Annotated in this window: 27 protein-coding genes; 12 read left to right on the top strand and 15 right to left on the bottom strand. The window is 45.7% G+C overall.

Features of this window, described 5'->3' with window-relative positions; translation table 11 throughout:
- Window positions 1–115: 115 nt before the first annotated feature.
- Both ACN9MT_RS15035 and ACN9MT_RS15030 read right to left on the bottom strand, forming a co-directional pair.
- Window positions 116–919 (bottom strand): endonuclease/exonuclease/phosphatase family protein, encoded by an 804-nt coding sequence (locus tag ACN9MT_RS15035; RefSeq protein ID WP_035411996.1) that lies wholly within the window; start codon window positions 917–919, stop codon window positions 116–118.
- An 86-nt stretch (window positions 920–1,005) separates the two neighbouring features.
- A complete protein-coding gene (locus ACN9MT_RS15030) occupies window positions 1,006–2,667 on the bottom strand; it encodes a PTS transporter subunit IIBC (RefSeq protein WP_056064873.1) in 1,662 nt (553 codons plus the stop codon).
- A gap of 261 nt (window positions 2,668–2,928) precedes the next feature.
- Between ACN9MT_RS15030 and ACN9MT_RS15025 the strand changes: the two genes are divergently transcribed.
- Entirely contained in the window at window positions 2,929–3,264 is a 336-nt protein-coding gene (locus tag ACN9MT_RS15025) for a helix-turn-helix domain-containing protein (RefSeq protein ID WP_426272508.1), read from the top strand.
- A gap of 4 nt (window positions 3,265–3,268) precedes the next feature.
- Here the strand turns inward: ACN9MT_RS15025 and queF are convergent, their stop codons facing one another.
- The 9 genes from queF to ACN9MT_RS14980 form a co-directional block, all read right to left on the bottom strand.
- Window positions 3,269–3,757, bottom strand: a complete 489-nt coding sequence (gene queF, locus ACN9MT_RS15020; protein WP_035412002.1) for a preQ(1) synthase — start codon at window positions 3,755–3,757, stop codon at window positions 3,269–3,271.
- A 13-nt stretch (window positions 3,758–3,770) separates the two neighbouring features.
- Window positions 3,771–4,487, bottom strand: coding sequence for a 7-carboxy-7-deazaguanine synthase QueE (gene queE, locus ACN9MT_RS15015; RefSeq protein ID WP_035412005.1), 717 nt, complete (start codon window positions 4,485–4,487; stop codon window positions 3,771–3,773).
- Window positions 4,484–4,939 carry a 6-carboxytetrahydropterin synthase QueD gene (gene queD / locus ACN9MT_RS15010; protein ID WP_023469724.1) on the bottom strand — a complete coding sequence of 152 codons (456 nt, stop codon included), beginning with the start codon at window positions 4,937–4,939 and terminating at the stop codon, window positions 4,484–4,486. The genes queE and queD overlap by 4 nt, the downstream gene beginning before the upstream one ends.
- Window positions 4,936–5,592 (bottom strand): 7-cyano-7-deazaguanine synthase QueC, encoded by a 657-nt coding sequence (gene queC, locus ACN9MT_RS15005; RefSeq protein WP_023469723.1) that lies wholly within the window; start codon window positions 5,590–5,592, stop codon window positions 4,936–4,938. The genes queD and queC overlap by 4 nt, the downstream gene beginning before the upstream one ends.
- Before the next feature lie 171 nt (window positions 5,593–5,763).
- The gene (gene bshB2 / locus ACN9MT_RS15000) at window positions 5,764–6,414 is read right to left on the bottom strand and encodes a bacillithiol biosynthesis deacetylase BshB2 (RefSeq protein WP_214856686.1); all 651 of its coding nucleotides are present in this window, start codon (window positions 6,412–6,414) and stop codon (window positions 5,764–5,766) included.
- Entirely contained in the window at window positions 6,411–6,779 is a 369-nt protein-coding gene (locus tag ACN9MT_RS14995; RefSeq protein ID WP_035412012.1) for a YojF family protein, read from the bottom strand. Before ACN9MT_RS14995 ends, bshB2 begins: the two co-directional genes overlap by 4 nt.
- Window positions 6,780–6,840: 61 nt before the next feature.
- Window positions 6,841–7,656, bottom strand: coding sequence for a pyridoxine/pyridoxal/pyridoxamine kinase (pdxK, locus tag ACN9MT_RS14990; protein WP_023469720.1), 816 nt, complete (start codon window positions 7,654–7,656; stop codon window positions 6,841–6,843).
- 131 nt (window positions 7,657–7,787) lie between these two features.
- On the bottom strand, window positions 7,788–8,792 hold the full coding sequence (locus ACN9MT_RS14985) for an inorganic phosphate transporter (protein ID WP_035412015.1): 1,005 nt from the start codon (window positions 8,790–8,792) through the stop codon (window positions 7,788–7,790).
- A gap of 16 nt (window positions 8,793–8,808) precedes the next feature.
- The gene (locus ACN9MT_RS14980; protein ID WP_035412018.1) at window positions 8,809–9,426 is read right to left on the bottom strand and encodes a DUF47 domain-containing protein; all 618 of its coding nucleotides are present in this window, start codon (window positions 9,424–9,426) and stop codon (window positions 8,809–8,811) included.
- A 341-nt stretch (window positions 9,427–9,767) separates the two neighbouring features.
- Here ACN9MT_RS14980 and cbpA point away from each other — a divergent pair, with 341 nt between their 5' ends.
- The 5 genes from cbpA to ACN9MT_RS14955 all read left to right on the top strand — a co-directional run bounded on the left by cbpA (window position 9,768) and on the right by ACN9MT_RS14955 (window position 16,068).
- Window positions 9,768–10,406, top strand: a complete 639-nt coding sequence (gene cbpA / locus ACN9MT_RS14975) for a cyclic di-AMP binding protein CbpA (protein WP_035412021.1) — start codon at window positions 9,768–9,770, stop codon at window positions 10,404–10,406.
- Between the two features lie 59 nt (window positions 10,407–10,465).
- Window positions 10,466–11,236 carry a pyrroline-5-carboxylate reductase family protein gene (locus ACN9MT_RS14970; RefSeq protein ID WP_308102289.1) on the top strand — a complete coding sequence of 257 codons (771 nt, stop codon included), beginning with the start codon at window positions 10,466–10,468 and terminating at the stop codon, window positions 11,234–11,236.
- A gap of 170 nt (window positions 11,237–11,406) precedes the next feature.
- Window positions 11,407–11,964: a TetR/AcrR family transcriptional regulator gene (locus tag ACN9MT_RS14965; RefSeq protein WP_290788302.1), complete on the top strand. Its 558-nt coding sequence runs from the start codon at window positions 11,407–11,409 to the stop codon at window positions 11,962–11,964.
- A 14-nt stretch (window positions 11,965–11,978) separates the two neighbouring features.
- Window positions 11,979–15,194 (top strand): efflux RND transporter permease subunit, encoded by a 3,216-nt coding sequence (locus tag ACN9MT_RS14960; protein ID WP_426272507.1) that lies wholly within the window; start codon window positions 11,979–11,981, stop codon window positions 15,192–15,194.
- Window positions 15,195–15,414: 220 nt separating this feature from the next.
- A complete protein-coding gene (locus tag ACN9MT_RS14955) occupies window positions 15,415–16,068 on the top strand; it encodes a C40 family peptidase (protein ID WP_426272506.1) in 654 nt (217 codons plus the stop codon).
- Between the two features lie 54 nt (window positions 16,069–16,122).
- Here the strand turns inward: ACN9MT_RS14955 and ACN9MT_RS14950 are convergent, their stop codons facing one another.
- Complete coding sequence (locus ACN9MT_RS14950; RefSeq protein WP_035412034.1) at window positions 16,123–17,076, bottom strand: LacI family DNA-binding transcriptional regulator; 954 nt, start codon at window positions 17,074–17,076, stop codon at window positions 16,123–16,125.
- A gap of 14 nt (window positions 17,077–17,090) precedes the next feature.
- Window positions 17,091–17,351, bottom strand: a complete 261-nt coding sequence (locus ACN9MT_RS14945; protein ID WP_035412036.1) for a hypothetical protein — start codon at window positions 17,349–17,351, stop codon at window positions 17,091–17,093.
- Window positions 17,352–17,522: 171 nt separating this feature from the next.
- Here ACN9MT_RS14945 and ACN9MT_RS14940 point away from each other — a divergent pair, with 171 nt between their 5' ends.
- Together ACN9MT_RS14940 and ACN9MT_RS14935 are read left to right on the top strand one after the other, a co-directional pair.
- Entirely contained in the window at window positions 17,523–17,981 is a 459-nt protein-coding gene (locus ACN9MT_RS14940; RefSeq protein WP_035412039.1) for a MarR family winged helix-turn-helix transcriptional regulator, read from the top strand.
- Between the two features lie 145 nt (window positions 17,982–18,126).
- Complete coding sequence (locus ACN9MT_RS14935; RefSeq protein ID WP_023469709.1) at window positions 18,127–18,759, top strand: NAD(P)H-dependent oxidoreductase; 633 nt, start codon at window positions 18,127–18,129, stop codon at window positions 18,757–18,759.
- Between the two features lie 56 nt (window positions 18,760–18,815).
- On the opposite strand, the gene ACN9MT_RS14930 is transcribed toward ACN9MT_RS14935, so the two are convergent.
- Window positions 18,816–19,541, bottom strand: a complete 726-nt coding sequence (locus ACN9MT_RS14930; RefSeq protein WP_035412042.1) for a WecB/TagA/CpsF family glycosyltransferase — start codon at window positions 19,539–19,541, stop codon at window positions 18,816–18,818.
- 80 nt (window positions 19,542–19,621) lie between these two features.
- Between ACN9MT_RS14930 and ung the strand changes: the two genes are divergently transcribed.
- Window positions 19,622–20,281, top strand: coding sequence for a uracil-DNA glycosylase (gene ung / locus ACN9MT_RS14925; RefSeq protein WP_290774380.1), 660 nt, complete (start codon window positions 19,622–19,624; stop codon window positions 20,279–20,281).
- A gap of 51 nt (window positions 20,282–20,332) precedes the next feature.
- On the opposite strand, the gene ACN9MT_RS14920 is transcribed toward ung, so the two are convergent.
- Window positions 20,333–21,163 (bottom strand): Cof-type HAD-IIB family hydrolase, encoded by an 831-nt coding sequence (locus ACN9MT_RS14920; RefSeq protein ID WP_426272505.1) that lies wholly within the window; start codon window positions 21,161–21,163, stop codon window positions 20,333–20,335.
- A gap of 178 nt (window positions 21,164–21,341) precedes the next feature.
- Here ACN9MT_RS14920 and ACN9MT_RS14915 point away from each other — a divergent pair, with 178 nt between their 5' ends.
- The 3 genes from ACN9MT_RS14915 to ACN9MT_RS14905 are packed head-to-tail and all read left to right on the top strand — an operon-like array spanning window position 21,342 to window position 24,642.
- Window positions 21,342–22,547 (top strand): hypothetical protein, encoded by a 1,206-nt coding sequence (locus tag ACN9MT_RS14915; protein WP_313586155.1) that lies wholly within the window; start codon window positions 21,342–21,344, stop codon window positions 22,545–22,547.
- 20 nt (window positions 22,548–22,567) lie between these two features.
- The gene (locus tag ACN9MT_RS14910; protein WP_035412051.1) at window positions 22,568–23,260 is read left to right on the top strand and encodes a response regulator transcription factor; all 693 of its coding nucleotides are present in this window, start codon (window positions 22,568–22,570) and stop codon (window positions 23,258–23,260) included.
- Window positions 23,257–24,642, top strand: a complete 1,386-nt coding sequence (locus tag ACN9MT_RS14905) for a sensor histidine kinase (RefSeq protein ID WP_035412052.1) — start codon at window positions 23,257–23,259, stop codon at window positions 24,640–24,642. Before ACN9MT_RS14910 ends, ACN9MT_RS14905 begins: the two co-directional genes overlap by 4 nt.
- Window positions 24,643–24,710: the final 68 nt, after the last annotated feature.

The raw sequence follows: 24,710 nt of genomic DNA, 5'->3' as shown, positions 1-24,710 counted from the left end.
ACCGAACAACACCTCTCCTAAGAAGGTGTCATTTCGGTCTTGCCAGCCATACTGTCACAATCCGCACTATTGATTTGATTTCATCATAAAGCAGAAAAGAAAGCGTTGTCAACAATCAATTTTCATTTTTTTGAATCCGAATATCAACCTCAACCCCGTAGTGATCGGAAACGACGGGTCCGTGAATCCCATCGAAGACGACACCGACGCGCTCGACATCGATCTTTCGGTTCGATAAGACAAGATCGATGCGTAATCCTTGTTGATTGTCTTCCCATCCATCGATGTTGCCATCGATCGTTTCAATTCCGACCGTTTCCTTAGCAAGCAGAAAAACGTCATGTAATCCTCGTTGCATCATATAGTCATACCCTGTATTTCGTTCTAAGGCATCATTGTTGAAATCCCCGAGGAAAAACGTCCATTCAAGTGGATCCATCCGAGCCATCAAGTGGTTGAATTGTTCCTGGAACGGCTCGACTTCATCTGCCCACCAGCCGAGATGACAGGTATTGAACGTGATGGGTGTTCCGTCGACTTGGATCGTGGCACGGACGATTTTCCGTGATTTCCAATCGAGTGTATCCTGACTACGGCTGACATAATAACTGTCTGACTTCAAGATCGGGTGTTTCGTCAATAAGGCGAGTCCTTCTTCGTATTTATCGTATCCGATATGGGCAAAATCCCAGATGAGGGAGTAGGTTTGACCTTGTTCCTTTAAGGCTTGCTGAATTAAATAAGCAAAATTATCATTACGCACCTCATCATGGACGATCGGTGTATCCATTAATTGACTGACTTCTTGCAGTGCGATGACATCATAATCTTGTGCGAGGATCTGTTGGACGATCTGCTTTAATTTTTCGAGTGGCTGTTCTTCTTGCCACGAATGACAGTTCAATGTGAGTAGACGCATGAGTGATCCTCCTGATTTTTCAAATAAGAAAGGTGAAACTCTTATGAAAGAGCTTCACCTTTAGGTAGTTCCCTAATCTCGCAGGTTTATGCGCCGATCCGGTCTTGGATATCTGATTTTAAGATATCGGCTTTTGGACCGTAGATGGCTTGCACGCCATTGTTCTTAAGGATCAGACCAAGTGCACCGTTTGCTTTCCAGTCCGCTTCTTGTGCGACAAGCGCTGGATTCTTAACGGTGACACGAAGACGTGTCATGCAGGCATCGACGTCTTCGATGTTCTGCTGTCCACCCAGTAAATCAATGATTTGAGAAGCTTGTGAACCATCGGCAGGAGCGGATGTCGCAGCAGCCTCATCTGAAGCTTCAGTAGTCGATACGTTGATATCGTCCAGATAGTTCCCGTTACGACCTGGTGTCGCATAGTTGAACTTCTTGATGACGAAACGGAAAGTAAAGAAGTTCAAGAAGAAGAAGAACACACACACACCGATGAAACGAATTAAGTCACCAATCAAACCAGCTTTTGCAATCAATGGAATGCGTGTCAGAAGTTCGATCGCACCGAACGCATGAATCCGAAGATGCATGACATCCGCTAGTGCGAAGGCAACACCTGTTAGTACAGCATAGATGACGTAAAGAACAGGAGCGATGAACATGAACATGAACTCGATTGGCTCTGTGACACCTGTCAAGAAGACAGCGAGTCCTGCAGATAGGAAGACCGGTTTGTATGCTTTTTTCTTATCTTCATCGACTGACATGTACATTGCGACAGCAATACCGATCAATGAAGCAAGTGATGTGACGACTTGTCCTTCTTTGAAGCGGGCAGGAACGACACTGTTGATTAAGTCATTGTATCCTTGTGTGTTACCGGCTTGCTTTAAGTTGACAAGGTCAGTGATCCAAGCGAGCCAAAGCGGATCTTGACCAGCAACCGTCGATCCTTGAGCAGCACCTGTCAGGATTTTGTACGTTCCACCTAATTCCGTGTAGTTCATCGGTACAGTCAACATATGGTGCAGACCGAACGGAAGTAATAGACGTTCCAGTGTACCGTATACGAACGGTGCAATGATCGGTGCAGAATCACGTGAAGAGGCAATCCAGCGCCCGAAGTCGTTCAACAATCCTTGGACGAACGGCCAAACGAGTGACAATGCGAATGCTGCAACAACCGATCCACCGATGACAACGAATGGAACAAAACGTTTTCCGTTAAAGAAGGCGAGCGCATCTGGCAATTTACTGAAGTTATAAAATTTATTAAAGAGAACGGCACCAAGGAAACCAGAAATGATTCCGACGAAGACCCCCATGTTAAGCGCAGGTGCCCCTAAAACTGAAGTGAAATAATCTTTTACGATGAGCTCAGAACCAAGCAATGAATTGACCGTTGCTTTTGGGTCCGCGATCATGTCAGCATTGACGCCAAAGATAGCGCCTGTGACACGGTTGATCAAAATGAAGGCGAGTAACGCTGCGAACGCACCACCAGCACGTTCTTTTGCCCACGATCCACCAATCGCGACAGCGAATAAGACGTGGAGATTCGTAATAATAGCCCAACCTAAATCCTCAACGATCCGGGCAATCGTTTGCATTAATACGATGTCGCCTCCGTACATGCCGATCAGTTTCCCGACCGAGATCATGATTCCTGCAGCAGGCATAACAGCGATGACGACCATCAACGCTTTACCGAGTTTTTGCCAAAAATCGAACGAAATAGCATTTTTCAAGATCATTCACTCCTTTTGGATCTCTTTTTCTCTAATATGTGTGTAAGAACAGTGCAATAATGTAAGCGATTAATGCAACCGTTTGCATATAAAATTGTAAGCGATAACTTTTTAAAAAGCTAGTGTTTTATAAGAAAAACATTCGGAAATTTATTTCAGTGGAAAAATGACAGTTCGGAAAGGTATTCAAATTTAAAAAAAAAAGAGAAAAAGGCTACAGTGAACATTGTTTGGTTTCAAAAAAGAAAAGATGTTGGGCGGATGAAAGAAGGGATTCAACCGATCGGGCAGTACGGTCAGCGGATTCGTACATTACGAGAACGTCATCAGTTAGATCAGCATACATTAGCTGAATTGACTAAAATGACACTTGAGATGATTCGATGTATCGAAAATAGCATTGTGGACCCATCTTTTTCGATGATTGAGCGGCTGGTCCGTGCTTTGCAGATTCCTTCGGATCATTTGTTACGGCATATTTATATTTGGTCATCTGAAGTCATCTGTCAGCACGATCGTACGACCTTGTCGACATCCCGTCGAGTTAATGGGTATGAAAAAGAGGAACGGTGGAAAAGTCCACTGTTCCTCTTTTGAGCGTTTAACGATTATCGACAGTCTCAGGATAGAGATCGTGATTGAATAGACGATGTTCTGCCATTCGTTCATATTTTGTACCAGGTTTTCCGTAGTTGTAGTACGGGTCAATCGAAATTCCCCCACGTGGCGTAAATTTCCCCCACACTTCGAGGTAGCGCGGTTCCATCAACTTCACGAGGTCTTTTCCGATGACGTTGATACAGTTCTCGTGGAAATCACCGTGATTGCGGAAACTGAATAGATACAATTTAAGTGATTTCGATTCGACGAGTTTTTCATCCGGGATATACGAAATGTAGATCGTCGCGAAATCCGGTTGATTCGTAATCGGGCAAAGGCTCGTAAATTCTGGTGCATTGAATTTCACGAAATAATCATTTTCCGGGTGACGGTTCGGGAATGCTTCGAGAACTTCGGGTTGATATTCAAAAATGTATGGAACGGCTTTTTGGCCGAGTAACGATAAGTCGTTTAGATCTTCAGGGCGCATAAATCATTTCTCCTTAGACGCCACGATCGTTCGCGAAAACGAGGGCGTGTAGTTGTGGTAGGACACGTGCGTGATTAAAACGTTCATCACGAGCAACGCGTTCCCAAAGTGTTTTTAAATCGTGTAGCATCCGTGGGGCGATCGTTCCTTCTTCGTGCGGATCCGGATTTCCGAGTGATAGATAGAGCGTTTTTAAGGCATATCGCTCAGAAATCATCGCCGCGAAATCAAGATCTGCTTCATCAAAAATGACGATTTTAACGGCACGCTGTTGTTCTGGTAGACGCTTGAAAAAAACATCCAAACGATCAAAATCGATGTTCATGCCACTTGAAGGCGGTTTAGGACTGAGTGTGACGTCATCGATATCAAGTAACCAATTTTGCCAGTAAGAACCTTGTGTTTCAACCGACATCGTGATGTTTCGTTCTTTTAATGCCTCAACCAGCGTACCGATCGAAGCATGAAGTAACGGGTTCCCACCAGAAATCGTGACATGTCCGTAAGAGCCGAGTGCATCGAGGCGTTCCATGATCGTCTCTGCCGTCAAGAGTTCAGGTTTTTCAGAACCATCCCATGTGAAGGCGGAGTCACACCACGAACAGGAATAGTCGCAGCCACCGGTTCGGACGAACATCGTCTTTTGACCGATTGATCGTCCTTCCCCTTGGAACGTTGGTCCGAAAATCTCGAGAACCGGAATTTTTGGCGTTTTCGTTAAGGCACTCATGCTTCGTTCATCCACTCACGACGGACTTCAGCAAAAGCAGTCGGCGTCTCATAAAGTTTGACGAATTCGACACGAAGTCCACGTTCGTCTGGAAGGTGTTGTCCGAGCGTCTCAAAAATCCACGCTGCCATGTTTTCAGCTGTCGTATTCATGTATGGTAATGATTCATTTAAATAACGGTGATCGAGAAGTGGTTCGAGATGTGTTTTAAAGATTTTCTTAAGATCACCAAAATCAAGTGTCATACCGCGGTGATCAAGAAAACCACTGATGCCCATATCGACATGGTACGTATGACCATGAAGCGCACGGCATTTCCCATCGTAATCATATAGGTGGTGTGCTGCGTCAAACGTTAGTTTTTTTACGATCATGACGCGGGATTTCGTATAGATAAGCGAGTCGCCAGTCGGGCGCTCGACCGTTTCAGGTGCTTCGTAATTAAATGTCATGTGTGTTGAACCTCCTTGATGTATGCATCTAATCCATTTTTTCGTAATTCACAGGCCGGGCATTCGCCGCAACCATCTCCAATGACGCCGTTGTAACACGTCAACGTGCGATTTCGAACGAAATCAAACGCACCGAGCGAGTCGGCAAGCGCCCACGTTTCTTTTTTGTCGAGCCACATGAGTGGCGTGTGTAGTACGAATGGATAGTCCATTGCAAGGTTCAATGTCACATTCAGTGACTTGATGAAGGCATCACGGCAGTCTGGGTAACCAGAAAAGTCCGTTTCACATACGCCAGTGACGATATGACGGATTCCGCGTCCTTTCGCGAGGACGGCTGCGAACGAAAGAAACAGGTGGTTCCGTCCATCTACAAAAGTAGAAGGGAGACCATCTTCGTTCGTCGTGATGGTTTGGCTGTGGTCAGTCAAGGCGTTACTCGTTAGTTGACTGAGAAGAGAGAGATCAAGCTCATGGTGTTTGACACCGAGCTCAGAGGCGATGTCGCGTGCGACTTCGAGTTCTTGTGCATGACGTTGTCCGTAATTAAACGTCACGACTTCGACTTCTTCGTACTGTTTCAGTGCCTGAAACAGACAAGTCGTTGAGTCTTGGCCGCCACTGAAGACGACAAGAGCACGTTCGTTTTTCATAATGTACACTTCCATTCCTAGTTTTTATAACGGAGGAGGTTACGAACTCCGGAGACGTAGTCTCAACTATTCACACTAGCAGAAGCCATCAAAAAAGTCGACGTTTTCTAATGAAGGCCAAAAAAGAGATGCTGATTGTCGCTCGGACGATCGGCATCTCTTAATAGGAAATTACAGCGGATAGTGGTAATAGCGTTCTTTGACGAGCAGGTCACGGATGTTCGAGTCTTCCGAGATGACTTTCATCAAACCACCTGTTTGAGAAGCGTGTGCTTCGAGTGCCTTGATCTTTTGATCCGTATAAGCACTGACATCGTGAATGAATGTTCCTTCTCCAAGCTCTTCTTTCGTATTGTTCGCAAAAGCGACCGCAAGGAACTCAGGGCGATCGGCAGGATCCATCATCCGAAGGGCACGAACGACGGCGCGAGCTGTCGCTTCGTGATCGGGATGGACCGCGTAACCCGGATAAAATGAAATCAAGCGAGTCGGGCGCGTTTGTTGAATCAAGGTAAGGATACGGTCAGCAAGTGCCGCTTCATCCTCGAATTCAACGGTCTTATCGCGAAGTCCCCACATTTGGAGATCCGAAATCTTCATTTTTTCAGCTGCATCGATCAACTCACGTTTGCGAATCGTTGCGAGCTGTTCCCGGTTCGTAAAGACAGGGCGTCCCATGTTACGGCCCATCTCACCGAGCGTCAAACAAGCATATGTGACAGGACCACGATTTTCTGCGTGCTCGATGATCGTACCAGCAGAACTGAAGGCTTCGTCATCCGGGTGAGGGAAGACGACGAGTAAATGATCTTCGTGTGTCATGCGTCTACCTCCTCTGCACCTTGAGCAAATGGTGTCGGGCTAAGTTCAAAAGCAATTGCAAGACGTCCTTCGACATCGTGACCGGCAATCAACAATTGATCCCCAGCAAATTCGAAATCAGTTAATCCCTCACCGTATAACCAGCCGTGTGCAAGTTTCAAACCGATCCGGTAAGGACCGTTTCCTGTGATCAAACCACGTTCGTAAGTGATTTCCGCATTACGGAAAAACATCCCTGCGCTATGGAAGGTCGGATCTTGGTGCGTCGCGTAGGCACCGTTCGTCGTCTCAACGTGTACGTATAACGGTGTATTCGCATGTTCGTCGATATAACGCTGTATCTCTTGTAAATCAATGGCTTGCATAAATCATTCTCCTCTCCTATACAGAAAGAAGTCCGCGGATATCGCGGACTTCTTAAGCGGATCAAGACTGGACTGTACGATGTGCAGCGTGATCAGTTGGTCCGACGTATTCATTCAAACGGAATGAATGACGAATCGCAGAAGTGATAAAAGATTTTGCTGTACGGACAGCAGCTTCTACCGATGCACCTTTTGCGAGTTCGGCCGTGATTGCTGCAGAGTACGTGCAGCCGGCACCGTGCGTGTACGGTGTCTCGATTCGTTCGTCCTCAATCAGGATAAACTCTTTTCCGTCATAAAGCACGTCAACTGCTTGTGGATGGTCAATCTTACTGCCACCTTTAACAAGAACGTATTGCGCACCTTTTTCATGAATCCGCGCTGCTGCAAGTTTCATTTCGTCTATCGTTGCTGGCGTTTTACCAAGACCCGATAATTGACCTGCTTCAAAGACGTTCGGTGTGACGACTGTCGCAAGTGGTGTCAAGACATCACGAAGTGCGTTCGCTGTATCAGGGTTTAGCACCTCATCCTCGCCTTTACAGACCATAACAGGATCGATGACGACGTTTTGGACGCCGGATGATTTGATTTTTTCGGCAACGGCTTCAATGATTTCGACAGTCGGGAGCATTCCCGTCTTCATCGCATCAACACCAATACCTCCAAGGACCGTGTGGATTTGTGTCCGGACGAGTTCTGTGTCGATTGGGTAAACCGCATGATGCCAAGAGTGATCAGGATCTTGAGCGACGATGACCGTCAAGGCATTCATTCCGTAGACGCCAAGTTCTTGGAACGTCTTTAAATCAGCTTGAATGCCAGCTCCACCACTCGTGTCGGAACCAGCAATCGTTAAGGCTTTACGTTTTGTCATGGGGCATTCCTCCTAAAGAAATAGACAATCCTTCTTGTTCTTCATGATAGCGAATTATGGGAAAAACAACAACTGTCGACGCTTCTAGCGTAGACAAAACCCCACCTATCTTGAATAGGCGGGGTGCGTACTTATTTAATGAATAAGAAGTCGAGAATATAGTAGATCATAGCAGCTAAAGCCATTGAAATCGGCAATGTGATGACCCATGTGATAAGCATGCGTTGCGCTGTTCCCCACTTGACACCTTTCTTACGGTGCGATGTACCTACACCTAAGATGGCAGATGAGATGACGTGTGTCGTCGAAACAGGAAGATGAATCGCCGTTGCACCAAAAATGATTGCTGCTGATGTTAAGTCAGCTGCTACACCATTGACTGGACGGATTTTCATGATTTGACCACCGACGGTTTTGATGATGCGCCATCCACCGACAGATGTTCCGAGACCCATTGCGATCGCACAGGAAAGTTTAACCCAAGTGGCAACTTCGTGATCCGTTTGGAAACCAGACGAAATCAAAGCGAGTGTGATGATCCCCATCGCTTTTTGCGCATCATTCGTACCGTGTGTGTACGATTGTAATGCAGCAGTTGCGATTTGGACGTGGCGGAAGCGACGATTCGTTTTCGCCAAATTTCCTTTTTTGAAGATGATTTTAAAGACTGCATATACGATGAAACCGAGTGTGAAGGCGAGTACTGGTGAAATCAGCAAAGCTTCAACGATTTTCAAGAACCCTTTTGCTTCGATGCCACCAAATCCAACAGAGGCAACAGCTGCACCAGCAATCGAACCAATCAGTGTATGCGACGAACTTGACGGAATACCAAAGTACCAAGTCAAGAGATTCCAAGCAATGGCTGAAATCAAGGCAGCGATGACGACATAGCTCCCGTGTTCAAGTGTTGACGGGTCAACGATGTCACCAGAGATCGTTTTTGCGACTCCAGTGAATGTGATTGCACCTAGGAAGTTCATCGATGCAGCCAAAATGATGGCATGGCGTGGTTTCAAAGCGCGAGTCGATACAGCAGTCGCGATTGAGTTCGCTGTATCGTGGAAACCGTTGATGAAGTCGAAGCTAAGTGCGAGAATCACGATTATGGCGGTGATGATAAACAGGCTATCCATCTCGTTAGCTCCTCACTTAAGCGTTTTTCATGATGATCGTTTCAATGACGTTAGCTGCGTCTTGGCAGTAGTCCGCGATTGATTCGAGCGATTCATAGATTTCTTTGTATTGAATGATTTTAATTGGATCTGTTTCTGTTGCGAACAATGCTTTGATTGATTTACGGCGTAAGTTGTCACAAATCGTCTCTTGTTCTTTGATTTTAATGACATGTTCACGCATCGGTTGCAATTTACGTGCAACAAGAAGATCCATTGACGTTGCGAGTTCTGAAACAGCGATGTTGATTTCATCAACGAACTTAATCATGTGCTCGTCTGCTTGAACGATATTGTAGATTTCGAAAATAGCAGAACATTCTTCAAAGCCATCTAAGACGTCATCAAGTGCGTTAGCGAGTGCGAGTAAGTCTTCGCGATCGATTGGCGTGATGAACGCGTTGTTCAAGTCGATGATCAACTGATGCATCAAATCGTCCCCAGCTGTTTCGAAGTCTTTTACTTTATGTGCAAATTCTTTTACATCCGCGATGCCGTTGATTTTAAAGTCAACGAAGAATTGCGAAGTCGTTTTTAAGTGTCCTGCGATTTCTGATAATTTAACTGCGAATGGATCTTGTTTTTTACTAAACATTTCTTCTGCCTCCATATTAAGAACAAGAATAGAATAGTGAAGCAACTTCACGAGTTCGATTGTAGCAGACGGTATTGTAAAAGAATACATTTATGAAGCGTCTTTACGAAATCTTAATAAATCTTAATATGAAGGTGATTGTAGATTTAATAAATTATCTGACAATAGGAGATTACATGTGTACTTAATTGAAATAGGTTGGATTGCGTTGTGATTACAAGCGAATGTCTTGTGATTGTAAGAATAAAAGCGCATCAGAAGTGGGAAAAGAGGATATGGCGTATGAAAATCGAATGATATGATTAAGTCTGCGTAATTAGGTAAAAGAGGAGGATTTTATTATGCTCGTTCAAAGTTTATGTATCCCGAAGCACCAATGTGTCACGATTTCCGAAACAGCGACGATCCGTGAAGCGCTTGACACGCTTGAAAAAACCGGATACCGATGTGTCCCGGTTCTTAGTCAGACAGGACAGGATTTCAAGGGGAATATCTATAAGATGCACATTTATCGTCATGGGATGAATGGTGGCAGTTTAGACGACAATGTCATGTCGCTGATTAAGAATACATCCAAATACATCTATACAGGAAGTAATTTCTTTGAAGTCTTCTTCTCAATTAAGGAATTACCGTATATTGCGGTCTTAAATGACGACGGTCATTTCTTCGGTATCTTACCGCACGGGAAGATGCTTGGAATGCTTGAGGAAGCGTGGAATCGTGATTCGGGAAGTTACGTCTTAACGGTAGCCTTAAGTGAACAAAAAGGGGCGCTCGAGAAAATTTCGAAGATCGTTAACAAATATTCAACGGTGGCGAGTCTGATGACTCTCGATGCAAAGAGTAGTGTCATGCGTCGCGTATTAATTACGTTACCAACGGATTGTGACGAGAAGACGAAGAAAAAAATCGTGAAGAAACTTGACGACAAGGGTCTTCGTGTCGTCGCTGTTGAAGATTTAGCTGTTCGTGTATAATGGACCCGCATAAGACCAGTCATGACTGGTCTTTTTTTGAGGGAAAGGAAGAATAGATGATGAAACTATTAGTAGTAGGAGCAGGTGCGATGAGTGAGGCGCTCGTTCAAGGGTGGGTCGCTTCTGGATTTGAGCGTGAGGACATTACGATGACGAATCGCAGTGGTGGAGCACGCTTGACGGAAGTCGCGGCGCGACACGGCATTCAAACGGTCGAGCAAGAAGATGTCTCCTTATATGATGTCGTCATGCTTGGCATGCAACCCGATGGTGTACTTGCCTACGTAGCAAACCAACAATGGACGCATCAAACGATCGTTTCGATTGCGGCTCACATTACACCGGACGAAATCGAACGGTTAACAGAACGTCCGACAGTTGCTGTCATGCCGAATACACCCGTTGCCCATCGATTAGGAATGACTGGACTATGGTTCGGCTCACGCGTGAACGAAGAGATCCGAAGTGTAGTCGAGGCATTATTTGAACGTGTCGGAGAAATCGCGGAGGCAAATGAAACAACGATGCCAGCGTTCATGGCGGCAGCTGGATGTAGTCCAGCATTCTTCTATGAAATCGTAGCTGGTATGGTACCAGTTTTGACGGATGCCGGTTTTGAAGAGGGAAATGCACGTCGAATCGTTGCTCAAGCGATGAAAGGTTCAGCTGAAATTCTCATGCGTTCTAATGAAAGCACAGATCGTCTCATTGCTGACGTTGCAGCACCTGGTGGACCGACGGATCGTGGTGTCCAAGTGTTACGGGAGCGTCACCTGTTCGAAACGATGCAAGCGGCGCTACGAGAGAGTGCACGTGAAGCAAACGAATAATCCACTTCAGAACGCTTACGTATAATAAAATGCGTAAGCGTTTTTTTCGTTCACGAAAGTTTCACGTGAAACATAAGCAAAGTGATTGCATCTCGAAATGAGAATCCGTACACTATAAAAAGAAACCGTCCAGACGGTACAGTAAAATAGATAGGAAAAGGGGGAGGCTTTTGGCTAGTGCAAAAGCACAAGAGACACGTCGCCGGATTCTTGAAGCAACGACAGCGATCATATTGCAACAAGGCTTTACTCAGCTAACGCTCGATGAAGTCGCGAAACAGGCAAATGTCTCGAAAGGTGGACTATTGTATCATTTTGCTTCGAAAGAAGCGTTGCTGATGGGAGTCATCGAAGCGCAAGAAGCACGTCAATTTGAACTGTACGAACAGCATCAGTTGACGATGGGACCGATGGAAGCGTTCGTGACGTTGCAAATCCAGCAGCAAGAGGAATTCCACCTCGATATGGATGCGCTTCTTTACTTATTGTCCTTGTTAAAGGATCACGCGACGTTCGTCGAGGAACGAAAGCGACAAGTTGAGCATTTCTTCCGCCAACTGACAGAACAGATGGATCCGGTTGAGGTGTTATCGATTCGTTTTACATTAGACGGTTTGAAACTGTCGGAGCATTTTCAGTTTGGTGCACCTTCTCCGACTATCCGACAACAATTGATTCAGCAATTAATAGAACGTGCACGACAATTAGACAAGCAAATTGAAGAGTGAAGGAGAACCATACGATGAAAAAGATCATCCAGTTTTCGGTGAACAATAAGTTTGCCCTCTGGCTTATGACGATCATCATCACAGTTGCCGGTATTTATGCGGGAACATCGATGAAGCTTGAGACATTGCCAGACATCACGACACCAACCGTGTCCGTGACGACAATTTATCCGGGTGCTACACCAGAACAGGTTTTAGATGAAGTCAGTCGAGAACTTGAAAGTAAGGTCGAAAATTTACCAGGTGTCGATACTGTACGTTCGACGTCCTTCCAAAATGCATCGAACTTACAAATTGACTACAACTTCAGTACAGACATGGAAGAAGCAGAGCAAAAGGTAAAAGAAGCTCTTTCAAACGTAGAACTACCAGAAGGTGTCCAAGAGCCACAAGTATCACGGATTTCCTTTGATGCATTTCCAGTCATCGGATTCGCTGTCTCAGACAAGGAACGCTCTCTGTCTGAGTTGACGAAACTCGTCGAAAACGAACTTCAACCGAAGCTTGAGGGAATCGAAGGTGCTCAAACGGTTCAAGTTGCAGGTCAAGAAATTCGTCGAATTGAGATTCAATTTGATGAGAAAAAACTCGAACGTTACGGTTTAACAGAAGAGAATGCGAAACAATTAATTCAAGCTAATGATTCACGTTTAGCGCTTGGTTTGTACGAGCTAGGAGATAAAGAACAGGCAGTTGTACTAGATGGAAAAGCAACGACGGTCAAAGAATTAAAAGATCTTCGTCTTCCATATACACCGCCAGCAGCGAATACTCCTGAAGCAGGGCAAGCAGGGCAAGCAGGGCAAGCAGGGCAAGCAGGGCAAGCAGGGCAAGCAGGGCAAGCAGGGCAAGCACCATCAGCAACAGGAGAGGCAGCATCCCAAACGACACCGTCGACAGGTGCTACGTCGGGACAAGCAACTCAAGCACCAACACAAGTACCAACTGTCACGTTGTCGCAAGTCGCGACGATTGAAGACAAAGGGATTGAAGAATCGATTTCTCGTTCGAATGGCGAAAGATCGATCGGTGTTCAAGTGACGAAATCGCAGGACGCAAATACGGTTGATGTCGTCAATGGCGTCAAGCAGACGATTAAAGACTTTGAAAAAGAAAACGGAACGGTCAATGCATCTGTGACACTTGATCAAGGAAAACCAATCGAGGAATCCGTTTCAACGATGATTAGTAAGGCACTGATTGGTGCATTATTTGCCATCGTCATCATTTTGCTGTTCCTTCGAAACATCAAATCAACGATCATCGCAGTCATTTCGATTCCACTATCTCTTCTGATGGCGATTCTTGTGCTGAAGCAGATGGATATTTCTTTAAATATCATGACGCTTGGTGCAATGACGGTCGCAATTGGTCGAGTCGTTGATGATTCCATCGTCGTCATCGAAAATATTTACCGTCGTTTGACGGATCCGACAGAAAAGTTAAAAGGAAAAGAACTGATCATCAGTTCAACACGAGAAGTATTCATTCCAATTGCATCGTCAACGGTCGTTACGATTGCTGTATTCTTACCACTCGGATTTGTTACGGGATTCGTCGGAGAACTCTTCTTACCGTTCGCATTGACAGTCGTCTTTGCACTATTTGCGTCCTTGATCGTAGCGGTCACGGTCGTTCCGATGTTTGCGGACTCGCTCTTTAAGCGCGGTAAGGCACCAAAACCAGAAAAAGAAGAAGGTGGGAAGTTAGCGAACGGTTATCGTCGTATGCTGAATTGGTCGTTGAACCATAAATTCATCGTCTTTGGACTATCCGTCCTACTATTGATCGGAAGTTTTGCACTTGTACCAACAATTGGTGTCAACTTCTTGAATCAAGAAGGAGAAAAAACACTGTATGTCACGTACAATCCAAAACCAGGACAAACGTTGGATGATTCGTTAAAAGCAGCTGATCAAGCAGAAGATTATTTCAACAAACAAAAAAATATCGACAATCTTCAGTTTACCGTCGGTGGAGAAAATCCATTGAACCCAGGGAATACAAAACAAGGTGTCTTTATCGTCCAGTATGATCCAGACACAGAAGATTTCGCAGATGTTAAACAGACAGCAATCAAGCAGTTGAATGCCGATATTCCGACGGGAGAATGGAAAGAGCAAGACTTTAGTGGTGGAGCTGCGTCGTCAGGTGTCTCGTACTCGATCTTCGCGAATAACATTGAAGATTTAGAAAAAGTTACACCGAAATTCGTCGATGCGATCGAAGGCGAAACGAAATATGTTCGAAAAGTAACGACAGATTTAAAAGAAGCTTATACGCAGTATACGTTCGAAGTCGATCAGCAAAAAGCGGCTGAGTTCGGTGTTTCAACAGCACAACTCGCACAAGGTATCGCGAATGTCCAAGGTGAGGAAAAACCACTTTCTACTATTAAGGTGGATGGGAAGGAACTCGATGTCATCGTTCCAAACGAACAAACGACATATGATTCGATACGAGACTTGGAAGAGACAGATGTCGTGACACCACTTGGTGTTCGTAAACTGTCCGATTTTGTTGAAGTGAAAAAAGGAACGACACCTGACTCACTCAACGAACGCGATGGAAAACTCGTTGCTACTGTGACAGCAGAACTGAAAACGGATAAAGCAACAGAAGCTTCTCAAGCGATTGAAAAATCCGTCAAGAATATCAATCGTCCAACGGGTGTCTCATATGAGCAAGGCGGAGTTACTGAACAGATCCAAGAATCATTCACACAACTCGGTCTAGCAATGGCAGCAGCTGTAGCCATCGTCTATCTCGTCCTTGTCATTACGTTCGGAGGAGCATTGACGCCACTCGTCATCTTGTTCTCACTTCCATTCGCAATCATCGGTGGGCTCGTTGCACTTCTGATTACAGGCGAGACGATTTCTGTATCGTCCTTAATCGGTGCCTTGATGTTGATTGGGATCGTCGTGACAAATGCGATCGTCTTGATCGACCGTGTCATTCATAAAGAAGCAGAAGGTTTATCGACGCGTCAAGCACTACTCGATGCAGCAGGTACACGTTTACGTCCAATCTTGATGACAGCCCTTGCGACGATCGGTGCCCTTGCACCACTCGCCCTTGGACTCGAAGGTGGCGCATTAATTTCAAAAGGATTAGGCGTGACGGTCATCGGTGGACTTACAAGTTCGACATTGTTGACACTTCTTATCGTTCCAATCGTGTACGAATTCTTAGCACGTTTCCGAAAAAAGAAGTCAATTGATTCTTGAAAAAACGATTAAATCACTAAAACAGACAGATATGCAGAAATGGCGAGAATAAGCCATTCAGCATATCTGTTTTTTTGTTTTGTTACAAAAGTATTACAAGAAAGAATTCGCGTTAAATAACTGTAACATGATGAAAATCTGGAACGTGATAGGATAAAAACAGAAATTATCTGACAATTCAAGTGCATATTATACTCATACATAAGAGGAGAATGAATCGATGAAAACTGTCACTCGCGTTTTGCTAACCTTAACGTTACTAATCAGTAGCTGGACACTCGTTCCGTCATCAACACAAGCCGCAACGAGTAAGAAAGTCACGATCTCCGTGGATGTGTTAAATATCCGAGCGAAAGCGACAGCATCGAGTAAGCGAGTCGGTCAATTGAAACTTGGACAGTCCGTGGCAGTGAGCGGAAAAGTGAAAGATTGGTACCAAATTCGTCATCAAGGAAAAACAGCGTATATCGCTTCGATGTATACGAAAGCATACAATGCAAAAGCAACAAAAGGATTGAGCAAAACAGGGTCAACAATCGTATCGGTAGCGGAAGGTCTTAAAGGACGCCCTTATGTTTTTGGCGCGACGGGTCCAGTTAGCTTTGATTGCTCTGGATTTACACGTTACATCTATCAAGCACTAGGAAAATCACTTCCGCGCACAGCAGCTGCTCAGTATTCATCGACGAAACGTACAGCTCCTGGCGCTGGAGATCTCGTCTTCTTTACACACGGTAGTGGCATTCAGCACGTTGGGATCGCTGTCGATGGGAGTACGATGATCAATGCGAACTCGTATTATGGAAGAGTTGTCAAAGAATCGTTCCGTGGCGGCTACTGGGGATCACGGTATGTAGCAGCAGGGGCACTTTAAACGAAATGAAGCGACGAATTCAAATCGATGAACTCGTCGCTTTTTTATATGGATTCAGGTATAAGGAAGAACGGTCGTTCCAGCAATGAACGTTGACGGTACTTCGATTTGCGGACGAATATTCATATCGTTTCGAACTGTTAGCTGAAAAGCATGTCGTCCGATCGTGGCATACGGAATCGCGATCGTCGTCATCGATAAGACTTCAGCGAGTTCACTTCCATCAAAGCCAATGACAGAGAGATCTCCCGGGACCTGATAGCCTTGTTTTCGTAGTTCCAAGATCAGTCCCGCGGCAACGTGATCACTGGCAGTCAAGATGGCGCTCGGTCGTTGTTTCTGTTGCATCCAGCGCCTTGCGACGTTCGCACCATCTTCGATCGTCAAGGTCTGTTCATAGACGAACGCGTCACTGACAACTTCTTGATACGCATGTTTACGCGCCAAACTATTCGTACTGTCGGGGCGCCAGAGACAAATACCAATGCTTGTATGTCCTTGTTGTCGTAGATGTGCAAGTCCCTGTTGAAAGGCCGTATAGTGATCGATATAGACAGCAGCGACGTCTTCGTGGTGTTCACAAAAGACAATCGGTCCATAGCGTTCGTACGGTAAAATCGCTGATAACGGAAGGCTGTGCGACACGACGATGAGTGCGTCGATCTCCTGTTGCGCTAGCGCATCAAGAGCGAGTTGCTCATGCGTTTCCACATAATTCGTTTGCCATGTCAAGAAACGATAACTGGCGTCAAAAGCCGCTTGTGCGATGCCTTGGAGAATGGCGGCGTGATATGGATGATCAACGAATGGGAGCATGACACCGACCGTCTTCGTCATGCCCGTCGAAAGATGGACAGCGGTTTGATTACGGATATAGCCAAGTTTTACTATCGCTTCTCGGACAGCTTGTCGCTTCTCGTTCGCCACGTATGGGTGATCATTTAGTACACGTGAGACTGTCGTGACGGACACGTTTGCTTCACGTGCCAAGTCTCGGATGTTCGTCATCGCGCATCCCTCCTTTAGGTCTGGCGAGATAATCGTTGTTCAAGTCGGCGCCAATCCTGTCGGGAGACGGGAGCCGAGAATGGAGATGTCTGTTCAGCCAATTCATTGATTTTTGAGAGCAGTCGTGTTTTTTCTTGAGGAGACAAATCAGGATATTGATCAACCAACGTGTGTTGACACAAATAATAGCCTGCTGGTGTGTGCAATTGTTCAATCGCCCATTCAAAAGCAACATTCCGCTTGAATAGCTGGGTTAACCGAGTATGGATCGACATGATGATTACCTCCTTTTTAGTGTATATCAAGACGATAGGGTATGAAACGCGTTTCACGGCAAGAACTATTTTTGAGCAATGGATTGATTGAGAAAATTCAGCAAGAATTGACCGAGTAGACAAAGAAGTCTATGATTGTGACGATACAACACAAAGAGGGGCGAACGTAAAATGGAATCGACAGACTCGAAGCTGGCATTAAAAATGCTCGTTGTTCTATCTCGGACGATGCATGCGGTGACGGAGCAAGTAAAGGCAGACATCAAAACACATCAGTTGAATTTATCGGAATTCGGAGTCCTGGAATTGCTTTACCACAAAGGGGATACGCCTTTACAACAGATTGGCGATAAAATTCTGTTAACGAGCGGCAGTGTGACGTATGTCGTCGATAAACTCGAAAAGCGTGGATTGATTGCGCGAAAATCATGTGCGACGGATCGTCGTGTCACGTTTGGAACATTAACGGAAGCTGGACGCGAACTGATGGAAGAGACATTCCCGAAGCATGAAGCCTTTTTAGCAGACTTGTTCAAGGATTTGTCAGTGTCGGAAAAGGAACAGTTGATTGATCAATTGAAACGAATCGGTTTACGAGCCGAACATTATACGCCGCTCGAAAATGCATAAGGATTAGCACTCATATGATGGAAAAGGCTCAAGTCACGGACTTGAGCTTTTTTTCTACAATCAGAAGTCAAACTAATTGACAAACGAAAAGGTGGTTGGTATGTTTAGTTACAGAATTTACTTTAAATAAAAGGGAGAAATAATAATGACTAAATTACTTTATGTAACTGTTAACCCAAAAGCTACAGAACACTCTTTCAGCCTTCAAGTCGGTGAAGCATTCCTCGAAAGCTACAAAGCAGCGAATCCTTCAGCTGAAGTAGAAGTTCTTGACCTATATAACGAAACAGTCCAAGAAATCGACACAGACGTGTTAAGCGCATGGGGCAAATTCGCAACAGGCGAAGAATTAACAGAAGTGGAGATTGCAAAAGTTGGTACGATGACAAAACATCTCGAACAATACATGGAAGCAGATGAGTATGTCTTCGTCACACCAATGTGGAACTTCTCTTTCCCAGCACGTCTCAAAATGTACATCGACAGCGTACTTCTTGCAGGTAAAACATTCGCTTACACTGCAGAAGGTCCTAAAGGTTTGATGGAAGGCAAAAAAGCACTCCACATCCAAGCGACAGGTGGCGTGTACACAGGATCTGGTCTTAACTTCGGTGATGACTACCTCCGTCAAGCACTTGCTTTCACTGGTGTAACAGACTACGATGCCCTCTTCATCGAAGGTATGGCGATGAACCCAGAAAAAGCAGAAGAAATCAAAGAAGCAGCAATCGCAAAAGCGAAAGAACTCGGTCGTTCATTCTCGACTGTCAACGCATAAGATAAGCGTAAAAAAGGCTCCCGCCGTGTCGGGAGCCTTTTTGTATTTGTATTGAGTTAAGAGAGCGTTGATTTTTTGCGAAGCACAAGCGTCAGGAAGAGCAACAAATCTTTTAATTTCTCAAAGCCGCGGGGATGCGTCGAGATACGATAGAGCCACTCTAGCTTGAGGCGACGGAATAATTTTGGAGCACGCTTACTATGTCCGGACCAGACATCGAATGCACCACCGACACCGATGAAGATGCCGTGATCGACTTGATCATAAACAGAAGCGATCCATTCCTCCTGTTTTGGCGCACCGAGTGCGACGAGGATAAGATCAGCTTGTGCTTCTGCGATCGCTTGCGTTGCTTCCTCTGTCTTTCCAAAACCGTGAAACGTTCCGACGAAGCGGATGTTCGGAAAACGAATCGATAACTGATGGATCAACGATTTCATAACTTCCGGGCGTCCACCAAGCAAAAATACACGCTTCTTCAGTGCATCTGCCGTCCGCAATAGTTCACGTGCCGTCTCGATCCCTGGCAATGTCGCAGTGAGGGGCGCTCCCATTCGTTTACTGGCAGCGGTCACACCAATTCCATCTGGTGTGATGAACGTCGCCTGCCGTAAAATGGCTTCGTAAGAAGGTTCGCGCAATGCACGCAACACGAGCTCAGGATTCGCCGTGACAAGAAAGGCTTTTCCGCGGTCGTGTAAGATTGTTTTAATATGGGTATACCATTGCGAAGGTGTCGCATCGACGAATGGTAGTCCAAATAATTGTTTTGTCTGAATCATAGTTTCCCACCTCATCATCCATCATAGCAGAATCAAGACGTACGAACAGCGACTTGAGACTGAAAAAGGAGCGGATCCATGTGCATCCATCTTGGCAAACGGTGTTAAAAGAAGAAAAGGAAAAACCTTATTTTCAGGAATTGTGGGCTTTTTTGAAGGAAGCCTATCAAACGACGACTGTCTATCCTCCGAAAGAGCGGATCTTTCATGCGTTTGATGCGGTCGCACCGGAAGACGTCCGGTGCGTCATTTTAGGACAAGATCCCTACCATGGTCCAGGACAAGCGAACGGACTCAGCTTTTCTGTCCATGACGGAGTTCCGATCCCGCCGTCCCTTCGAAACATGTATAAGGAACTCGTCGCGGATATCGGTTGTCCGGCTCCGACATCCGGAAATCTCGAAGCTTGGTCACGACAAGGTGTCTTTTTACTGAATACGTCGCTCACGGTTGAAGAAGGAAAAGCGGGATCGCATGCTAAAAAAGGCTGGGCATCATTCACGGATCGGGTCATTGAAGTCCTAGGAACACAGACACAACCGATCGTGTTCATCCTATGGGGAAATCATGCGAAGAGTAAAAAGGTGCTGATTGATACGAATCGTCATCTTGTTCTCGAAGCCGTTCATCCAAGTCCCTTATCAGCGAGCCGAGGATTTTTCGGTAGCAAACCTTATTCGCAAACGAATGCTTGGCTGAAAGAGCAGGGAAGAGAGCCAATTGACTGGTGTTTATCGTAAATCAAAAGCGTGTGTTCCGTTGAATGCGAAACACACGCTTTTTTGAGTTACTTAGTGACTTGAGATAGTCGGTTCTTCATCCATCATGAACTTTTCGACGACGAGGGCGACACCATCTTCATCGTTCGAAGCAGTCATATACTGGGCTTTTTCTTTAACGGTATCGGCTGCATTTGCCATCGCGACGCCAAGACCTGCCCATTCGATCATCGATAGATCGTTGTTGCCGTCTCCACAAGCAATGACTTCTTCCTGAGCGATACCAAGCTTCTCAGACAGTAAGGCAAGGCTTGTGCCTTTTGTGACACCGTCTTCCGTGAATTCAAGGAAAAATGGCTTTGAGCGAGCAACCGCGAGTTCCCCTGCAAGCTCTTGTTGAAGCGTCTGCTCGACCCGCGCGAGGTGTGTCTCTTCTGCCATCATTAAACACTTGACGACAGGTGTTTGAATCGCTGTTTTAAAATCAGCGACGGGAATGACGTCCATACCAGTCAATTGTCCTTCGAGTGTCGTATACTCGTTCGGTTGTTCTGTCAGAATCTCATGTCCGACATATGTGTGAATGTAGACATCCTCCCGTTTACTTACATCATAAAGACGATGGACCGTCTCCGGAGAGAGGGTACTGAGGAAAAGTGATTCGTTCGTTTTGCAATCGATGATCGAAGCTCCGTTGAAGCTCAGGATGTAGCTTCCGTATCGTCCGAGTTCTAGTTCTTCTGCAAGATCAAGCATCGCATATGTCGGACGACCGCTTGCAAGAACGACTTTCTTCCCACGACGTTGCGCAGCAAGTAAGGCTTCTTTCGTACGTGGTAAAATCGTATGATCACTTGTCAACAAGGTATCATCTAAATCGAGAACAATCATTTTGTACGTCATACATTCAAACCCCTTTCAATTATCTGTATATCGTAACAACTTGTGTCCCATTCGACAATATACTCTCCATTGAGAGAGTATGATAAAGTGGAAACAGAGCCCGTACGGAAAGGATTCCAACTTTATGAAATATCTCTTCATGATCATATCAAGTCTATTATTAGCAGGATGCAGTACGATGTTTCCGCATCCCGCCTCTCTACTCCAACATCCGTCCCTTCCGGCATGGGAGCAGTCGTTGAAAGAGCGGATTGACCGCGATTTGCCGAAACAGGCAGAAATCGTGGCGCCACGAAATCAAGCAGTATCCCGTCTATACGAACTCGTTGATTTAGATCGAAACGGTAAGGATGAGGCGATCACCTTCTACCGTAGTGAGCAGGATGGACGTTTCACGATTCATCTTCTCGTTCATGAACGACAAGGTGAAAAATGGCGACTTGTGACACGGCAGACAGTTGCTGATGGGCGAGCCATCGATCGACTCGAAGTCGTATCTGACGCGCAACATAAACAAAACCATTTAGTCATCGGGATTACCAGTTATGGTGAAAACACGTTATATATCATTGAACAGCTGTTGTCGAAGCAACGAGATGTCACGAAGGTGGATCGGTATGACCGCCTGTCGGTGGATGATTTGAATCAAGATCGCGAGCGAGATATGGTGCTTCTACAAAAGGGAAGTCCATCTCGTTTGATCTATTATAAGGATATCTTGTCGAAAAAGCGTCAAGAGACGACGCTAGCGACAAAAGATGGCGATTTATTCGCAGAACATGATTTATTTGAAGTCGATACGATCAATGCTGCGCGCAATAAAGGCTTGATTGTCTCTTATACACGTGATGCTAAGATGCACATCGCATTATTCCGTTTAGCGAACGATACGTTGGAACAAGTGCGCTTCGGTCAAGTCGATGAGATTGTTGAACCGATGTATACGTTTCCGAAGGATGTCGATCAAGACGGAATCGTCGAGTTCGGTCATCAATATACGCCGGGCGGTAGTGAAGGGCGTGAAGGTGAGCCGAAACCACGTATCACCGCGTACTACACATGGAATGGATCGGACAATCCGCCATTTCTTGAGAGTGGATTCGAACTACGGGAAGAGCAGTACATTGATCAGGAATACAATTTCGTTATGCGTTTCCCGGCCAATTGGGCGACACGGGAAACGATCGAAAAACGTGAAAATCGCGTTCGTTTCATCAATCGGGATACGAAGCAGGTTGATTTTGAATTAGAGATCATTCCAAAGAATCAATACATTGCTAGTGACCAAAAACGAAAAATTAAAGAGGGCATCGATTATGTCTATGTGATCGATGCGACGAAGGATTATGAAATGTTCGTCAATCGTGTCACACTCGTGGAATAAAGAATCAGGGGGAGAAAAGAATGACCAAAATACTAGTAGCCGAGGATGAACACGCGATTCGCAGTTTCATCGTCATCAATTTGAAACGGGCAGGCTATGACGTCATTGAAGCGGAAAACGGAAAAGAGGCACTCGCGCAATTTGATCAACAAACCTTTGATATTCTGTTACTAGATATCATGATGCCGGAAGTCGATGGTTTCGCTGTCTGTGAACAGGCGCGGGCGAAGGATGAAGTGGTCGGGATCATCATGCTGACGGCACGGACGCGAGAAGAAGATAAAGTCATGGGACTAAGCGTAGGGGCGGATGACTACATCGCGAAGCCGTTCAGTCCAGCAGAATTACTCGCACGTATCCAGTCGCTCCTGCGACGGGTAGAGACATTACGCCGCAGAAAACAGCCGCGTGAACTTGTTTCTGGACCGTTCCGAATTGATTTAGGAGCGAAGCGTGTCCAAAAAGACGGCATTGACGTCGAAGTGACGCCGACTGAATATGATTTACTTTGTCATTTCATTAAAAATGAGGATCAAGTCATGTCGCGAGATGAACTACTCGATGCGGTATGGGGCGAGAACTATTTCGGCGATCGAAAGACAGTCGATGTCAACATTCGCCGTCTTCGTCAAAAAATCGAAGAAAATCCAGCGGAACCGAAGTTCATCGAGACACTGTGGGGACATGGATACAAGTGGCGTAACGAAGAATGAAGCGCCAGATATTAATGCGATTCATGACGATCATCACGGTGACGGTCCTACTTGTCATCGGGATTCTCTCATTCGTGACCTATAACTATTATTACGTGACGGCGACGGATGTCTTGAAACGTCATGCGAATGCGAGTGCGGTGTTGTTTGCAAATAGTGGTCTCGCTTATGATTACACGGATTCAGAAGCGACGATTCATGATGTACTCGATTCTTATGCCTATCCAGATGCAGAAATCGAAGTGTTGGATGCGACAGGCATTCCGCGTTATTCCTCGACAGGGTTCATTTCGCAACGTAAATTGACGCGAGAGGCAGTCAATCAAGTAAGAGCGGGTCAAACCGTCACGAAACGATATGACGATGAGGCGACGGGAGAGCATTTGCTGGAAGTGACGGAACCTGTCGTGTCATTCGGTCAGACGACGGGAGCGCTCCGTTATACGACATCGCTTGAACGAATCGACCGACGTGTGATTGAAATTTGTTTAGCAATCGTCCTCTTGGGTACAGTAGTTTGGGGACTTGCCTTCATTTATTCCTCACGTCTGGTGTCTTCGATCGTTCGACCTATTCAAGAGGTAATCGGTGCGTCGGACCAAATCGCGAAACAACATTACGACGTTAAGGTGAACGAGGAGTATTCGTTCGAACTTGGAGAACTAGCACGGACGATCAATTATATGGGGCAACAGATCAAACAACAGGAAACATTGAAAGATGAATTCATTTCGGGTATCTCCCATGAGTTACGGACACCGTTGACATCGATCAAAGGCTGGAGTGAGACGTTACTCGTCGAACAGGATCAGTTGCCGGAAGAGGCGTCGCTTGGGATGGGCATCATTCATTCAGAGACGGAGCGTTTGATTTCGCTCGTTGAACAGTTACTCGATTTCTCAAAACTCGAGACGAGTCGTCTCGTCCTATACCGTCAGGAAGTCAACTTAACGGAAATCATCGAGACCGTCGCAGCGCAACTACGTCAAAAGCTGGAAGAGAAAAATGTTCAGATTGTGCAAAAGTTACCGGCGCAAGTCATTGGTCTATACGACGAAAACCGATTGAAACAAGTCTTCTTGAACCTGCTTGATAATGCAATCCGTTTTTCACCAATTGGAGGAGCGATTACGGTTCGACTCGTTCGTTCCGAGCGTGTGTTATTCCTTTCTTTCAGTGACGAAGGACCTGGTATTCCGAAAGAACACCTACGTCATGTCACGGAAAAGTTTTATCAAGTGCAAAAAGGAAAGGGCGGAACGGGACTCGGGCTATCGATTTGTCGAGAGCTTGTTGAAGCACATGAAGGCAAGCTATTCATCGACAATCAGCCAGAAGGCGGCGTCATCGCGACGATTCTGCTCCCTGTCACGAAAGCGTAAACACTCAGACAGGCAGAGTGAAACAGAAACTGGTAAAGTAAAGTGGATTATAGTACGAAATGGATCAG

Source organism: Exiguobacterium sp. R-17 (assembly GCF_049913315.1).
Lineage (GTDB): Bacteria > Bacillota > Bacilli > Exiguobacteriales > Exiguobacteriaceae > Exiguobacterium_A.
This window is presented reverse-complemented; position numbering and strand designations above follow the sequence as displayed.